This window comes from Bradyrhizobium guangdongense, assembly GCF_004114975.1.
Taxonomy (GTDB): Bacteria; Pseudomonadota; Alphaproteobacteria; order Rhizobiales; family Xanthobacteraceae; genus Bradyrhizobium; species Bradyrhizobium guangdongense.
Map to the genome: position 1 here is coordinate 254,231 of NZ_CP030052.1, position 16,797 is coordinate 271,027.

General features: G+C 60.0%; 7 protein-coding genes and 5 pseudogenes. 7 read left to right on the top strand and 5 right to left on the bottom strand.

Features of this window, described 5'->3' with window-relative positions; translation table 11 throughout:
• Positions 1–2,086: 2,086 nt before the first annotated feature.
• A pseudogene (locus tag X265_RS36865) lies at positions 2,087–3,143 on the bottom strand (IS110 family RNA-guided transposase).
• Positions 3,144–4,808: 1,665 nt separating this feature from the next.
• Here X265_RS36865 and X265_RS36875 point away from each other — a divergent pair.
• From X265_RS36875 to X265_RS42425, 4 genes are all read left to right on the top strand, one after another.
• Positions 4,809–5,021 (top strand): hypothetical protein, encoded by a 213-nt coding sequence (locus X265_RS36875; protein WP_188637460.1) that lies wholly within the window; start codon positions 4,809–4,811, stop codon positions 5,019–5,021.
• Positions 5,022–5,380: 359 nt separating this feature from the next.
• Positions 5,381–6,067, top strand: coding sequence for a transposase (locus X265_RS36880; RefSeq protein ID WP_237867167.1), 687 nt, complete (start codon positions 5,381–5,383; stop codon positions 6,065–6,067).
• Between the two features lie 217 nt (positions 6,068–6,284).
• The gene (locus X265_RS36885) at positions 6,285–7,211 is read left to right on the top strand and encodes an AAA family ATPase (protein ID WP_128955128.1); all 927 of its coding nucleotides are present in this window, start codon (positions 6,285–6,287) and stop codon (positions 7,209–7,211) included.
• A 1,441-nt stretch (positions 7,212–8,652) separates the two neighbouring features.
• Positions 8,653–9,366 carry an ATP-binding protein gene (locus tag X265_RS42425; RefSeq protein ID WP_128929887.1) on the top strand — a complete coding sequence of 238 codons (714 nt, stop codon included), beginning with the start codon at positions 8,653–8,655 and terminating at the stop codon, positions 9,364–9,366.
• 307 nt (positions 9,367–9,673) lie between these two features.
• On the opposite strand, the gene X265_RS36895 is transcribed toward X265_RS42425, so the two are convergent.
• Positions 9,674–10,054: a response regulator transcription factor gene (locus tag X265_RS36895; RefSeq protein ID WP_128929888.1), complete on the bottom strand. Its 381-nt coding sequence runs from the start codon at positions 10,052–10,054 to the stop codon at positions 9,674–9,676.
• A gap of 56 nt (positions 10,055–10,110) precedes the next feature.
• Positions 10,111–10,782 (bottom strand): response regulator transcription factor, encoded by a 672-nt coding sequence (locus tag X265_RS36900; RefSeq protein ID WP_164934295.1) that lies wholly within the window; start codon positions 10,780–10,782, stop codon positions 10,111–10,113.
• A 776-nt stretch (positions 10,783–11,558) separates the two neighbouring features.
• Between X265_RS36900 and X265_RS36905 the strand changes: the two are divergent.
• Positions 11,559–12,305 (top strand): annotated as a pseudogene (locus tag X265_RS36905) (IS256 family transposase); the annotation flags it as partial.
• A gap of 51 nt (positions 12,306–12,356) precedes the next feature.
• Here X265_RS36905 and X265_RS36910 read toward each other — a convergent pair.
• Positions 12,357–13,745 (bottom strand): transposase, encoded by a 1,389-nt coding sequence (locus tag X265_RS36910; RefSeq protein ID WP_128929889.1) that lies wholly within the window; start codon positions 13,743–13,745, stop codon positions 12,357–12,359.
• Between the two features lie 72 nt (positions 13,746–13,817).
• Here X265_RS36910 and X265_RS36915 point away from each other — a divergent pair.
• Positions 13,818–14,067: pseudogene (locus tag X265_RS36915) on the top strand (transposase); the annotation flags it as partial.
• A gap of 312 nt (positions 14,068–14,379) precedes the next feature.
• Here the strand turns inward: X265_RS36915 and X265_RS36920 are convergent.
• A pseudogene (locus tag X265_RS36920) lies at positions 14,380–15,596 on the bottom strand (IS110 family RNA-guided transposase).
• A 252-nt stretch (positions 15,597–15,848) separates the two neighbouring features.
• On the opposite strand from X265_RS36920, the pseudogene X265_RS36925 reads away from it, so the two are divergent.
• Positions 15,849–16,108, top strand: a pseudogene (locus X265_RS36925) (transposase); the annotation flags it as partial.
• Between the last annotated feature and the right edge of the window lie 689 nt (positions 16,109–16,797).

Genomic DNA, 16,797 nt, shown 5'->3' on the forward strand with positions numbered 1-16,797 from the left:
CTTCGGGGTTCAAACACTGCGTTCTTGGCACATTACGATGCCGTCTGGGGAGGGCGGCAACCATCCCATCTCATCTGGTGATCTGTGATGTGTCGGCCGGGCAAGCGAGTGATTCCTCTTGGCGGAAGAACCACTTGCATAACCCCGCCGGCCGCGATCACCAGTCGGCGCGGTCCTCCTCGGGATCGCGCCGACGCTGGGCTCGTAACTCCGGTCGGGCTACGCCCTCCCTCCGTCACGAGCCCAGCGAAACTCTCTCACCTTGATTGACGCTGCCTTCCATCCTGATCGTCGCGCGACACTAGGCGCCCGTCGGCGCGATTGACTCGATGTCCGCGAGCGAGTGTGGCCGCCGGTTGTCGCTGAACTGGCAGCAAAGAACGCTGCCTATACCGGGACGCGACTTGCACGAGCGGCTCAGGCGCCACAGTTTGCTCGTTTTGACCGATGGCGGCGACGGTGCGAGGAACGCGATGCTCCAGCTGAAGCGGCAGGCCTGCTGTAGAGTGAGGGCAGCTGTGCTACGTCTGATTATGGGATCAACACCAGAACGCAACTGACGTCCCCGTCTGTCAGACTCGGGACAGTTGTCGCACTAACATGGCGTCGCGACGCTCTCGCAATGGTGCTCAGAATCCCCTAACTCATTTATACGTGTCAGAACTGTCATGCTCCCGCCGATGGCATCGGACTTGCTGATCCTCTCCTTGAGAGGCTTGCCCGGAGCTACTCCGGGGAGGTTTATTTGGCCCTGGAGGGGAATTGTAAATGGCGGAGAAGGCGTGCTCGAGATGCGGTCGATATCAATAAGATCAGGCTACGCGCTGACCAATACGTCCATTATCCAAGATACTGTTCGACCGATCCCACCTTCGGGCGCTCACGACCGCCTAAAACGGTAAAGCATGGAGCGCGCGGTGATCTTGGCACTCTGCGTGGCCGCTCTCGCAGCCGGTGGAGTGCTGCTTTCGTTCGCCAAGCAAGCGCTATACGTCTTGGCATTGGGGTAGGAAAGTAGCGTAGCGATCATGTGGCTGTGGCACTTGATTGGCGGCAGCCAATATTTGGATCAGCAGCACTGGCTGCGCAGGCCGCCAGGCGGGAGCTTTTTGACGACATCTTGGAGCCGACTGTCGAAACGACCGTGATAAGGAGTCGAACGATGAGCAGCTGGAAGTCCCTATTGAGCTGTACGGTGGTGGGAGTCCTGATGGTTGTCCAGTTGGAGCTGGCGACGGCAGCGCCGATGCCGAGGAGTGTCGGAGTCGTGCAGGCCTTTCCTGGAGGCACGACCACGATGTCCCCTGTCTCTCACTGCAACTGCGAACGGAGGATCTCCAGTCTTGCAAGAGCCGAACTCTTCCGTGGCGCAAGTACGAGCGGCGGCTGTTATGGCCCTTATTGCGTATATGCGGAGCCGCCTTATGGATACCCTCCGGTCAGTTATGGCTGCAGTCCGTACCATACCGGCCCGCGGTCGTACCCGTTCCGCGCATATCCCTGCCACGGTTATAGGCACGGTTGTTACGGACGCCACTGTTGTTATCGCCAGTACGACTGCCCGGATTTGTGACCGACCGGCGAGACGAAACTGTCGGCTACTGGTGAAGCGGATCTATAGCAAGGAGCAATATAAATGACCCCGATGTATGGTCCGGCCGTGCGTTGCAAGTGGTTTCGCCGAGCTGGCGGTGAGCGGTCTTGCATCAATGTATCCGGCCTTTGATTGGAGCATTTGCTCCGGCCACCATGGATATCAGCGCGCGTGCGTTCTCGTTAGCGGACAGGCCTCGATTGGACCATTCGGGTCACCAGTGTTCGCATGCGCCGGGAAGACCGAACCTCCATCTCGTCTCATCCTCTCGCAGACCTCGGCTGGAAATTATTGATAGGGGCTTACGTCATCGCTTGCTCCTCATTTTGCTCAGTTCCTTTGTTCGAGCCAAGGGCCGTTCCTTCGTCCCGGCCCGCAGAACGTCGATCGCGTCGCGCGCAGGGGCGGTCAAGGCCAGCCGTCGCGCTTGGCTTGCGGCTGGCTCCGGCGTTGCCAGGCTGCGCCTTGACCGCGCCCAGCACGGCGCGAGGATCAAGCGGGTCGGACGCCTGCATCGTCAGTCCTCGTCAGCTCGAAGGCGCGTCCTTTGGCCAGCACCGCCCAGGCGATGCGGGCAAGCTTGTTGGCGAGCGCGATCGCGAGCACGTTGTGGTGCAACCGCCTTTTGGCGGCTTCGATCCAGGACTTGAGCCCATAACTTTCCCAGTTCTTTATCCTGACCAGCACAACGCACGCCGCCTGCACGAACAGAACGCGCAGGTAGCGATTGCCGCGCCTCGAGATTTTGCCGAGGATCGTGCGGTCTCCCGTCGAGATCTGCTTGGGCAAGCCAAGCGCCGAAGTCGCGGCCTTTGGAGAATACGTCTCCGGTGCCGATCGCGGCCACCATGGCGCTCGAAATGATCGGCCCGATGCCAGGCACCGTCATTAGGCGCGAGCATGCCTGATCTTGACGGGCCAATGCTTCAATCTCGCCGGAGAGGCCATCGATGCGCTGATCCAGCCGGTGCCAGTCGCCTGCCAGCTCCTCGATGACACGCAACATGCGTGGCGACAGGGCATCGGCGCGCGTCGCAAGGATGGTGGGCAGTTCGGTGCGCAAGAAGCCGATACCTTGGCGCACGGCGATCCCGCGCTCCAACATGAAGGCGCGAATCTGGTTGATGATGCCGGTGCGTTGCGATACCAGCCGCTCGCGCACCCGGTGCAGCGCCTGCAGATCCAGTTGCTCCGCGGTCTTGGTCGCCACGAACTTCATCGTCGGGCGCTGCACGGCTTCGGCAATCGCTTCGGCGTCATTGAAGTCGTTCTCCTGTCCCCTGCTATAGGGGCGGACATATTTGGCCGGCATCAACCTCGCATCGTGACCAAGCGATGCGAGTTTGCGGCTCAGGTGATGTGCGCCGACGCAGGCTTCCATACCGATCAGGCAACGCGGCAGATTTGCGAGCCGCGCCTCCACTTGCCCACGCGGTCACTTTTGACGCAGAACGATGGCGCCGCGCGCATCGTGGCCGACGACGTTGAACGAGTTCTTGCCGATATCGATGCCGATCACGGCGATCGCGGTATTGGGTGTCTGAGACATGGTGTGCTCCTTGTCTTTGCCGCCCCTTACCAGCTTCGCTTGCTGGCGGGGGCAGGAGGCCCATTAGCGGAGCTCGGAAGAGGAGGCGAACATGCCGTCGATATCGGGAGAATCAGGCTCCGCGATGACCAATATGTCCGTGAGTTTATTCGAACCTGATAACGACGTTCCAGGCGGCAAGCAATTGTAAAAGAGAACGCATGGAACACGTGGCGTCTAGGCACTCCGGGGCGTCGCTCTGTCGAGGAATGTCTTGGCCATCTCGCTGTCAGTCATGCAGGTATACGTCGGCATTCATCTCCAGTGCCGGATCGAGGTCTGCATCCAGGTGCATCTCCGGCGCCGACATGCTCCGGCAACACTATCCATGCCTGTTGCGAGTGACTGTCGAGTTACGAAGAACTCATGACCGCACATGGACGCATGGAGCACGCAGAGCATGCTTTGCTGATCGCCGTGCTGGCGCTATTCCGGTATCCTGGGCGATCTCGGACAAGCTCGGTAAGAGTGCACAAACCGAAGCGATCAGCAAACCTGTGGACGCCGTCATCGACTGGGCCTTGTTCATGGCCAAGACCAGCCGCCGCACAATGGTGGAGATGGTAGCTGAGCTGGAATCTCCTGCGGCGTCTATGTCACGCGTTCGCCGAGCTTCGACAAGCCAGGCCGATCGCCAGGACGGGCACTACGTTGGGGCCGGCAGCAATCACGCCCTCCCGCTCGATGCCGTCGGGAGCGCTGACCTAAGCGATGTGAGGTTGATACTTTGTGCCTCCGTTATGAAAAGGCTTGAATCGCACCTAGCGTCACATTGTACGATCCTGGAATGAAGTCGAGACCTCTGGTGAACCAACGCCGGCTACTCCTTAGCACCTGGGATGGCATACTTGGCTGTGGAGTTCTCGTATCTGTTCTAGTGGAAACCGGATGAAACGCGCGCTTTTGACTACGGCCGCACTGCTTTTGTTGGTAGGCACTGCTTCAGCCCGCACGCAAGAGGGCCCACCGGAAGGCGCGCAGGAGCCCCCCGCCCGGGAGACTCCCTGGGACCCTGATGACCCGGGTGCGGCGTGCCGCCGGGTGCCGGTTCCTTGTTCTGAGGAAGAGAGAATTAAACATCCAGGCCGGCTGATTTGCGGCCATCAACGGCGCGGCAACTGCCGCACCTGACAAAGAGAGCCCGCCGACGACCGTGCAACTTGATCGATCGGCCGCTATTTGGACTTGTGTTAGTTACCGCCGTCCACATCGAGCCTCGACGTCAGCACACCGAGGCCTACTCACCGCGCCGCAACCTAATCTCGGCAGAGGCTACACTTATCGATGCGGAGATTCCGTTCCGGACAGCAGGGACCATAAGAGCCCGTCGATGGGGATAGTGCTCTAGGGTTGGGTGATGGCTCCGCGACAGCTGCAATGTCGCGGTCGATCTCTTGCGCAAGCGAGGCCAGTTCGCTCCTCGCAGTATCCACGATCCATTGATCGAGACCGAAAGCATCTTTGCCCCCATAACAAAGCCGTGAGCCGTCGAGCGAGCTCGCCGGCGGTGACGAACTTGCATTCCAGATGACTACTGTCCTGACTCACAAGTTCGCAATCGTAAAATCGCATTGGATTCGCTTGGTTGTGCCAGAGCTGGGTGCTGGAATAGCGACGAAGGATTTGATGTCGGTCCAGCTACTTGCGCCCCTGATATTGAGCGATGATGAGCGTGCCGCACTGACGTCACTGACGAAGCGGCGGAACACGGCGCAGGCGCTGGCTCTGAAAGCCCGGATTGTGTTGACCTGCGCGGAGGGAGGACAGAACAAGAAAGTGGCGGCCAAGCTGCGCCTGGAGCGGCGGGACGGTAGGCAAGTCGCGCCACCGTTTTTGTAGAGCAGCGCGTGGCCGGGCTTCACGACGAGCCGCGTTCCGGGGCTCCGCGCACGGTTGATGATGTCCGAATCGAAGTCGTGACCGTGCGAACGCTGGAGAACTGCCCCGCCACGCATTGGAGCTCCCGCAGCATGGCAAAGGCGAGCGGTCTGTTGGTGTCGACGGTTCAACGCATCTGGCGGGCCTTCGGGCCAGCCGCATCGGATGGAGACGTTCAAGCTCTCGACAGACCCGTACCTACTGGCCAAGGTCCGCGACGTCGTCGGCTTTACGTCTCGCCGCCGCAGCACGCCATCGTCCCGTGTGTGAGCGACAAATCCCAAATCCAGGCTCTGGATCGCAGCCAGCCGATGTGGCCGATGCGACCTGGCCAGCCGGCCCGAAGGAGCCATGACTACAAAAGGCATGGCACCACCTCGCTGGTCGCGCCCTCGATATTGCGACCGGACGGGTCATCGGCAAGTGCTACCGACTTCACCGCGCCGCCGAATTTTGCAAGCTCCTCGACGAGACCCAGCCCGCGCCGGCTCGACGTCCATCTCGTCATGGACAACTACGCCACGCACACGACCCCGCTGATCCGGCGATGGCTAGTTAAAAGGCCGCGTTGGCATGTGCACCTGACCCCGACCAGCTCGTCATGGCTCAATCAGGAGCGCTTCTTCGAGCTCCTGACCGACAAGAACATCAGGCGCAGCGTCTATCGGAGCATTGCCGCCGTCAGGGCCGACATCGCTTCATTCATCGAACGGCACAACGCCGATCCAAAACCATTTCCATGGACCAATTCAATCGAGCGCTTCTGCCGATCCAATGCTCTGGTTCAGGACACTAGACTTGCAGCAGCACCCAGTGTGGGGCTCTGCGCATTTGGCCATAACGTTAATCATGGGCATGTACTCGAAGAGCGACCAAACACAGTTCGGCCCGCCGAACGGAATCGAGGCAAGAATGTGTCGACCCACGATCACGAGGATAAGTCTGGCCAGACCGCCCAACTGCTCGCAACGGCCAGGCCACTGAATGCCGAAGTGATACTTCATTGAAAACAAGAACGCCGCGGCATTGCTTGGTCGATTTCGGACAAGTCTGTCGAATTAGCCACACATCGGTGTCGCAACGGGTGAATACATAAGCCTTCCCTTCACCAGCCACGTGACTGCCGCCGGTCAGGATCGCGGTCGCTATACGGACCTCGTTTGCGATGGCACAACTATTGCTACCCCTTTACTCTGACACTCCATCTAACAATCGAGGAAGTACATGAAAGAGGCCTTCTCCGTAAACGAGAACAAGGACGAGTGCGTGGACGAGTGCGTCGACGAGTGCGTGGACCAGTACATGGATCACGAATTCCATCTTAATGCTGCGCTGTGGGCGCGGAGCGGCACGACCTTCCTCCCAGTCTCTGACGCTTCCTTGGAATTGCCAGCAGGTGCTTATCGCTGCCGCGAAAATAGTTGCACCGTTTTTTTCGAAAAGGTGCCGACTGTAACTGACACGCTCTTGAACTTGCCGGACACCGCCGCGGAGAGGCTTTTGGTCGAGTTCGACAAGTTCTGGGCTCTGCGCGAGAAGTACGTCGAGTACGGCTTCACGCACAAGCGCGGCATGCTCCTGTGGGGCCCTCCCGGTAGTGGCAAGACCTGCGCAATCGGACAAATGACACAGGTCGTTGTCCGAGATCATAATGGCGTAGTTGTCTTTATCGATCGCCCGCAACTGGCTAGCGCGTGTGTCGGTCTGCTGCGTCGCATTGAGCCCGAGCGGCCCGTGGTCATGGTTATGGAGGATCTGGACGAGCTCGTGGAAAGATGGGGCGCTGAGCACTTTCTTGCGTTGCTCGATGGCAACGCGCAAACTGCGAACGTGCTGCACGTTGCGACCACCAACCACCCTGACCGTCTGGACAGGCGCTTTGTCGATCGCCCTTCTCGCTTTGACACCATCATGGAAGTTGGTATGTCGTCCGCCCAGACCCGCCGCGCCTACTTCAAAGCCAAGGAGCCATCGCTTGACGATGCTACGCTCGACCGCTGGGTCGAGCAAACCAAACGCTACAATATAGCACATCTGCGAGAAGTCATCATTGGCATTAAGCTCTATGGCCAGAATGAGCGATCAGTGTTCGAAAGGTTGAATAGCATGCGTCAGAATCGCTTCGACTGCGAGAGCGAGGACAAAGAATGATGTCTTACTCCTAAGCTATGGCGACGCTGATCCTGTTTTAGGACCCGAATAGCTCGGCCGGAAGGTGGTGGCTCGGCACGCGTCATCCGGGTGTCAACTCGGGGGACGGACAATGGAGCCCTGCCGCCTGAGGCAAACGTACGCTACGCTCCATTGATCCTGACGAACCTCTGGCGGGGGTACGGTCACCCTGCGGCACGTTTCGTCGGGCCTTCCGCTGGCGCTACCGAAGCACGGACGCGTCGATCAAAACAGCGGTCTTCGAGCTTTGAATACCCGGGAAGGAGTACGTAGCTTGATCGTTCCCGTCATTAGTGTGACCGTCGCACTTCAAACATGATGCGGAGCCGAACCATGGCGGATGAGCAGCGAGCTTCTGTCCAAACTGCACGCAGGATACTCTATTTTACAAGGTCCTACTAACCCTTCAGCGTCGCCTTAACTCTTCGCGAAACGAGCAGGCGAACGCGCTGCTGCTTGCATCGGCCGTCAGCACAGCACGAACTGACGACGTCGCAAATGCCTAGTAACGAAAGGAGCCGGTCATTGCGCAACCCCGGCCAGCTCCACGGCCGGCCTTCTCCTCCGTTCCCCCCGGGGGCGAATTTGCACGGGGCAACCACCGCACGTTCGGGAGCCTCCACATACGCTCTCACCCTGACCGTCGCGCTAGGTCGTTCTCGATCCGATCATGAGAGACCGTGAGATATCGTATGGAAGAGTTCACTCCTGCGCGCCTTTTGCTTCGTGGTCTCAATCCAGGAGTGTATAACGATGCCTGCCCTGCGGGCCAGCCGAGAGGCCTCAATCAAAACCACGGCGCCAACTCGCCCTTCGCAAATGCGGCGAGCAGCTTCTCGAACCCGCGACGCGCGGTGCCACCACCAAAGCGACCGAGATCATGGTCGATCACGCTCACCTCGCTCCAGCCAAGCTGCCGCGCACCGTCACCTAAGCCTTACTGCCGGCGCGGTCCACTCGGTTGTTGATAACCTGGTCGTCCGCCGACTGACGAACGTGCACGATGGCCCGGCGAGGAGCGTGCTCAGGCGTGTTCTTGCTCACCGCTGTCCTCCTCATGTCGTTTGCGTCGGTCACCCCGTCGGTGAGCGATTCGGTAGGAAGCTCCTTCAACAGCTCCAGCGTTGCTGGCAAGTTTCAATCGGAATGCTGCTGCATCTTGGAGGGCTCTCGAACCGATCTCCCTGTGAGGTGACGCGCTCGCCACGACGACGTCCCCACAAATGGGACGAATAACCCTAAGAGGAGGATAAAACCGCGTCGACAAGAGCGCGCACCTCCAGCGACCGTCCACCGCAAGCCGCGGAGCAGGGATCAATCGGAAGGACGCGGTGGTGCACCGTCCATGCCGGCAGGAGCGTTAACATCCCATCAGGTTGCCTGATAACTAAATCGGTCTCACCCTCAAGCCGCTTGCAAGGTGACAACGACGACTAACGCTGCGCATTGCGGATGGAACGGGGAGGATCTCAATCGGGCTCCTAGACATCGGCCAACGCTGGTTGCCCCGGGGACTGGCAAGACTAACCTCGCGATCGCAATTGCCCGCAGCTGTGTCCGCGCTGGCGCCCGTGGCCGCTTCTACAAGGACGTCCACCTCCTCAACAGGCTAGGAGCCGAGGTCCGCGATGGCCGCCAAAGACGGCTCGCCGATCACCTGACCCGGTTGGACTTCGTTGTTCTCGACGAGCTCGGCAATCTGCCATTCGCCCAATCCGGTAATCAGCTCCCTGTTCCACCTCATCGGTCGCCTACGAGCGCACTCGTGCTGGTGACCACCAATCTGGTAGTCGGGAATGGCCGAGCGTCCTTGCGGACACACCAAGATGACCACCGCGCCGCTCGACCACCTGAACCTTCATTAGGATATTATCGAAAGCGGAATCGACAGTTGGCGCTTCAACAGTCGGGAAGAAGATCACGCCCGAACGCGCGCTCCCCGCGTCTCCGCAACCCCGAAATTGTGAACGTTAATCGACATTCCGACATTCCGAACTTGACGGCCACTTCTCGCCTTAGGGGGAAAACCATCGCATTCGCGTTCAAGACGCACCGCCCACCGAATCTCCCTTATTCGGCAATAGTCAGGAAGCGGACGCCGGAAGCGTACGACTCGCCCACGCTCAGCCTTTAGGGACCAGGGCCGAGAGTTAAACCCGCCGAAGATGTTCGGCGACCGCTTCATGATCAACGATGTGCGACTTCGCCCGAGCGCCTCAACTGGAAACAGCTTTCACTTGAAACTGCGCAGTAAGATGAGCGCGTCGGCAGGATTTGGCCGCCAAGATTAACTGCACTGAACATCAAGGAGCCTCCGTCAACGCACGCGTGCATCGCAATTGCAAGAGTTCCGATTAGGACGTAACGTGTACCGCGAGTGCAGGCGATTATCTCAGACTCACCAATTCCGTTGAGGTGCTTTCCGCAAAGAGTGGTCGCTTTCATTTCCTTGTGTCGTCAAGTCCTTCGAGCGCTGCAATGAGGCAGTTGATCAATGTCATTGTGGTAAATGGTTTAGCGAGAAGGCAAATACCGCCAGCTTCGATTGCGCGGGCGCGAACTGATCTCTCTGCATTGGCCGTAATGAAGATAAACGGCGTTTGACGACCGTCGTTTCGCATTTGCCGTAGCAGCTCAAGCCCGTTCATGAAAGGCATCTGGATGTCGGCGATTACACACGACGTGGCAGCCAGCACCTCCGAGCGTAGAAACTCTGGGGCGGATGCAAACACTTGAACGTCGTAGCCGCGAGAGGACAGAAGGTTGTTCGTGGCGGCACGAACGGACGGATCATCGTCAATGATCGAGATGAGATGAGGCATTATAAGCGGAAAGCCTTTAGCTGCAGCGCTATCCAACCGAGAGCCGCCGCTCGTACTCAGGTTTGCACGTTTCCATTTGAGCGGGACAGGCCCAGCAACTCAATCATTCTTATGAGATCGGCGAGCGACTTAGCGCCGACTTTGCGCATGGCTTGGCCACGGTGGACTTTGACGGTGATCTCGGCGAGGCCGAGCTCACCCGCTACTTGCTTGTTCAAGAGCCCTGACGCAACCAGCGTCAGAATATCACGCTCTCGCTGCGTCAGACCTTCAAAGCGTGAGCGCACGCCGGCTCGCATCTTCTCAAGCTCTCGCCTTTGTCGATCTCTTTCGATTGCAATCTGGACTGCGCGAAGCAAATCCCGATCGCGGAAAGGCTTTGTCAGGAAATCAACCGCCCCCCCTTTCATTGCCTGTACCGTCATTGGAACATCCGCATGACCCGTTATGAAAACAATTGGCGTATGCATATTCGCGCTAGCGAGACCGGATTGCAGCTCGAGACCGCTCAATCCAGGCAACCGAACATCGAGCACAAGGCAGCTCGGCCCCTCGGGGCGGTCCGCTTTTAATATCTCCGCGGCGGAGGCAAAGTCCTTCACTTTCAAACCCGCCGATTGGAAAAGGTTCGTAAGAGCCTTCCGTATCGAGGCATCGTCGTCGACAATCAGCACCACTGCTTCGTTGTGATCCGGCACCAATTGCGATGCTTGCAAGCGCTCGTTCACGTGCCATCCTTTCAAACAGAACCATGGCAAATCCAAAAAACCTAGATTCTCGGCCTTATAACGGCTCTGCTTGGTCCGGGATGAGGGCCGATTACTGCTCTCGCCCAAAACCTACGGACTTCCGATTATAGGCCCGCTCCGGTATACACAAGTATGACCCGGGCCCTCACTGCTTTCTTCTCGAGCTACCCCTCCGAATTCGGCAATTCAACCTGACGTAGAGAACAAAGCCGCAAACGAGCGCGACCAGCCCAGACTTCCCGCTCAGGACTTCGCCTGCCCGAAGATCACCGTGCTCCGATATTCCTGGCACACCTCGATCGACAGTACCACGTTCCAACATACCAGCAAAATCAACAACCTGAATCCTTGCCGCATGAGGTGGCAAGGTACCTTGCAGCCGCCACTTGGGTTGTACAGGTCGAGGCAACTTGTTTCAGCTGAAACGGCCTGATTGAGGCAGATAGGGCAAGCCGGCGCTCCTGCGACTACCCGCTGAGAGGCGAGCATTTACACCATCTTTGCTTGCATTGCGCATACGTCACACCTTTTGGCGTTGGATTCCGACGCGGTACTCGCAACTGGCTTACCTCCTTAATCTCGGAGTGACGAGAGTGGGGTCGTGTCCCAGGGAGTGGTGTAGCTCATTAGCAAAGCCGCTCGCGACGCGCGCTCCCCCATAGCGCTGTAGCGAGCGAGCGGCTTTGCGAGTGGTCACCGATGATTCGTCGGTAAGGTTTGGATTGCGACAGCCAACCTGACTCGAGGAACCACCGATGACCGACGACATGATGAACCTGCGCACGCTCGTAGAGAAGATCCCCGATGCTGATCTGTTGCGCGAGATGATCGGCTTTGCTGCCCACCGGCTGATGGAGCTGGAGGTCGAGGGCCTGACCGGAGCCGCGTACGGCGAGAAGAGCCAAGAGCGGCAGGTCCAGCGTAACGGCTACCGCGATCGGAGCTGGGAGACCCGCGCCGGCACCGTCGAGCTGCGCATTCCCAAGCTGCGCAAAGGCTCCTACTTCCCCGGCTTCCTGGAGCCGCGGCGGATGGCCGAGAAGGCGCTCACCGCGGTGGTGCAGGAGGCCTATGTCCACGGCGTCTCGACTCGCTCGGTCGACGACCAGATGCAGGCGAAGGGCATGAGCGGCATCTCCAAGAGCCAGGTGTCGCGGCTGTGCGGTGAGATCGACGACAAGGTGAAGGCCTTCCTCAACCGCCCGATCGAGGGCAATTGGCCCTATCTGTGGATCGACGCCACCTATGTGAAGGTGCGCCAGAACGGGCGCATCATCTCGGTCGCGGTGATCATCGCGGTCGGCGTCAACAGCGACGGAAGGCGCGAGGTGCTCGGCATGGACATCGGCCCGTCCGAGGCCGAGACGTTCTGGACCGCGTTCCTGCACAAGCTGGCGCGGCGGGGATTGCGCGGCGTCAAGCTGGTGGTCTCCGACGCCCACGAGGGGATCAAGGCGACCGTGGCCAAGGTGCTCAACGCCTCCTGGCAGCGCTGCCGCGTGGGGTCGTTGAAGAAGTGGCCCATAGATTCGCGCGATGCAGCGACCGGCCTATCATGGCCCTCGCGTCAAAGCCCGCGCTACGGCGCGATCTGAAGCCGCAAACGCATTTTGAGGGACAATCCAAGACAGAATAAGCGCAAGGAGAGCGGTTGCCAGCCGCTTGAGGTTGATGGCGGCGGCCGTCAGGTAGGCCTGGATCTTCATATTCGGTAGACCGCGCCGTACGGCGCGCGCCAGCCCATGCCAAGTTTTGGCTTCGCCGTGGAATCCCTCTGAGCGCCAGCGATGGCGTTGATAGAGATGTCGATCCTGCTTACTCCATCGCTCGCGACGGCGGCGGGCGCGCAGCAGTGCCGGATAATGGTCACCGACAACGACCGCTTTGTTAACCCGCCCTTTGGATAGGCAATCCCGCTTGAGCGGACACCGGGTGCAATCCTTCGCCTTCGCGTAAAAGAAACGGCCGTGCTTGATGGGCCGCGCGGGGCGCAAGATACGTCCTCGCGGGCACTTCAAGATGTCGTTCTTGGCATCGTACCGGAAGCGTCTGAGCGGTACGCGACTCTTGATTGGTTCGGCTTTAGCTGGGATGAGGGCATCAATGCCGCGCCGCTCGAGCGCGCCGTAGACTTTAGCGTAGGCATAGCCCGCATCGGCGGTGACGACCTTGATGTCGATGCCCGTAATCGCTTCGATCTCATCGACTTGCGGCTCGATCATCTCTCCTTCGTTCGTTTGTTCAGTCGTGACCGCGACATCCAGAATGACACCGACCTTGTCATCGACGGCAGTGTGCTGCTTGTAAGCGGGTTCCAGCCGCCGGTTTCGGGCATTCGTAGCCATTGTCGCATCGGGATCAGTCGTGCAGACCTTTTTGTACTTCCCGCTTTGCCGGCCCTTTCTCTCATCCTCGCTTTCATCTTCGCTTTGATTTTCGCTCAGCACATCCACCGCATGCTGCTCGGTGAGGCTATCCCAACTCACGTTGGCGCGGATTAGCGACGCATCGATGTGAACCACTTCGGCTGTTGCGATCTTGGCCTTCAGACAGGCCTGGACCGTGCGTTTAAAGATCCTACGGAATCGCTCTTCGCCCCAGCGCTGGCGGATGCGCGTCAGGCTGGAATGGTGCGGTAGCCGCTCATGCAGGCCATAACCAGCAAACCAGCGAATGGCGATGTTAACCTGAGCCTCTCGGATCAGCTTGCGATCGTGTACGATGCCGGTGAGCAGACCCGCGAGCATCAGGCGGACCGCGGCCTCCGGATCGACGCCCGGCCGACCGTCGTTCGCGCTATAGCGGTCGGAGACCTCTTCCCTTAGCCAAGATAGGTCGAGCACACGATCGACCCGTGCCAGCACGTGCTCATCTGGGACGAGCTGTCTGAGCGAGCCAGTGATGAAGAGCTCCAACTGATCCCGCTCCTTGCGCCCCAGCATCTCGTTTGCTCCGCCAATCGCGAATCGCCGACGAGAACGGAATCAGCCAATTGCAGCTTTTTCAACGACCCCCGCGTGCACTTCATGCGCAACGCGCTGGCGCATGCCGGCAAGAGCGGCCGGCGCGTCGTCTCCTCCTTCATCGCCACCGCCTTTGCCCAGGACCATGCCGAGGAGGCGCGGGCGCAATGGCGGCGCATCACCGACCAGCTCCGCCCCAAGCTCCCGAAGCTCGCCGCCTTCCTCGACGAGGCCGAAACCGACGTGCTCGCCTACATGAGCTTCCCAGCCGCGCATCGCGCCAAGCTGCACTCGACGGATGAGATGGACAAGCGATTTCTTCAGACCGAGACGACGACTGCGAAAATCGCTGTAAGTCCATTCTTTTGTTCGGTCGCGCGGGTCATTCTTCCGTCCCGGCCACCGATCACGCAGCCGCCGCGCGCAGGGGCGGTCAAGGCTGGCCGCATTTGCGGCTACCGCAAGGCTTGGCCATGATCCGCCCGAGCACGGCGGCTGCGTGGAACGGGACTGGCCCGGCTGGAAGTTGCCGTCAGCTGCGATTATGATTGTTGGGCGCGGGCGACCTCGTGGCGAAGCGTGACGCGTCGGCTGCAAGCGTCACCGGACTGCCCTATTTTGTCTTGCCGAACTGAGGCGCCCGCGCGCCGGTTTTTGGCCGCCGCGCTTTCCATTGCGACATGAACCGTTCGTAGCTTCGCTCCGCCTGGGCGGCAATCGACATCTCGCCATCGCGCAGCGCCTTGATGTTGCAGGTATAGGCTGGTCCACGCCGGTTGCCTTTCTGTTGCGGATGTCCGGCTTGAAGTTGCATCGCGCGGGTCTTATTGGCGACCATCGCTGGGCGGGCCCACAGGTAATCTTCGCCCCTTGTCAACAAATGCCAGCAGAGCACAGTGAGCTTCCGAGCCACGGCGACCGCGGCGATCTGGTGGCCACGCCGCGCACGGATGCGCACGAAAAACGCATGCAGTGGACCGGGCGCCTTGGCCGCTGCCCAGGCCGCCTCAACCAGTATGGCGCATGCGTGACTGCGGCCGATCTTGCTGATTCGACCGTGATGGGCGGCTCCCAGTCCCGACTGCCGCACCCTCGGGTTCAGCCCGAAATAGCTCACCAGCTTCTGCGGGCTGCTGAACCGGCTGATGTCGCCGATCGCCGCCACGATCCCGGTAGCGACTGTCACATTCACGCTGGTGATCGTCATCACTCTGTTGACCGCGGAATCGTCGATGGCGTCCTGCGCGATCTCGCGGTCGAGCAGGGCCAAGTCCTCCGCCAGCCGGTCGAGCTCACGAACGTGCCGATCGATCGCCGCGCGCTCATCGTCCGGAAACTGTTGAGCGGCCAGCCACGCCCGGCCGCGGGCATTGAAAAGATCGGCATGCGAGCACTTTGGGATCAGGTGCGCATTCAGGATCGAATGCACTTCGTTCTTGAGCCGCGTGCGATGCCGCACGACCTGGTAGCGCCGCGCCACCAGCCTGCGCTTGCGTTCGGTCTCCGCATCAGGCGTCCAGATCTGCGGCAGGGAGCCCGCCGCCTGCAGGCTGGCGAGTGTACCGGCGTCGATCTTGTCAGTCTTGACGTGCGCCTGAGCGATCGCCTTCACCTGCAACGGATTGGCGATAGTCACCCGCGCCACGAATGGCGTCAGCACCCGCGACACCGCCATGCTATTTCCAGTCGCCTCGATCACCACTTCGTCGGTCGACCGCAGACTCTTGCCCATCCTTCAAGGGCGGCCCGGGTCATGTCGACCCGGCCCGCATGTCGAAGGATGCCGTCTTTCCAGATTACCACCTCGCCGAAGGTTCGGTGAACATCGATACCAATCACGCGTCGCATCTGCGCGTCCTCCCTTCCGTTGATTATTGCGGGAGCGGCGGGCGACACGACAACTACGGACTCGCGCTCACGGCGCAACCGGGCAAGTCGCAGAGGCGGCCAGCTACTAACACGAGCTCTCGGCTCATCGTGTGTATCGGCCTGCCCGCACCTTCGTGCTCCCGGTGCCTCTGTCCCGATGGTCGCACCATACGCCACGATGTCGAACACCGCAGCGGAACGTTGGCACCGAGAACTCTCATACCGGTTACCAATCCGCTCGAACGGGTCAATGGCGAGATCAAGCGCCGCACCGAAGTGGTCGGCATCTTCCCCAATGAAGACGCCATCGACGCCTCGTCGGTGCGATCCTGCTCGACCAGAACGACGAGTGGGCGGTCCAGCGCGGCCGCTACATGACACTGGAAACCATCGCCCCGTTGGGCGATGATCCCGCCGTCAGCTTCCCGGCAATCGCCAGCGACCGATCCGGCCCATGCCGGCGAACGCGGTGACCCGCACTCAGCTACACCACGCCACGGAACACGATCTCGAATTGGTCGCAAATCATAAGAGTTTGTCGCTGATCTCGTAGCTGCAGAACTCCAAGGCCGGCCCCAATTAGACTCGAGCCAGGCTGAGTGTCAGCGCTTTTGGGTTGAGGCGCAAGGGAGAGCATCAATTTTGCCCCACGCATCGTCGCGCGGCTCTGGGCTCTTACATCATCACGCGCCCAATCGAGACCGTAACTCCACGTCCCACTGATTGGGCCGCACGAACGAGTACGGTCCATCAGGAACTTGCTGCGAGGTCCTCGAAGCAGCACAGTTCTTCGAGTAACAGAACGTAACAGCTACTCGTTGCACTACAAGCTTCTACTCTGTTGAAGCGAACCAGCGGACACTTCGCTTCTGATCGAGGCAATCAAAGGCAGCCGCGAGGATGAGCGACGGCATGCCACAATACCCATGCTCCTACCTAACACAACGGCAGACAGCGCTTCGAGATCGCCGAGAGAACAAGTCGATTCGGCTCCATCAACGAGCCCTCGTTTGAGACCCGACAAGCGGTCCTTTGGCACCCCTGCAAAGCGAGCTCGCGAACCAGCCCCTTGCGCGCGGATTAACGGCTCGATCATCCACCGCTAAACGCGCCATCTTCTCGCAGATCACAAGACGTTCGGCGTCACGGAGCATGGAGCGAA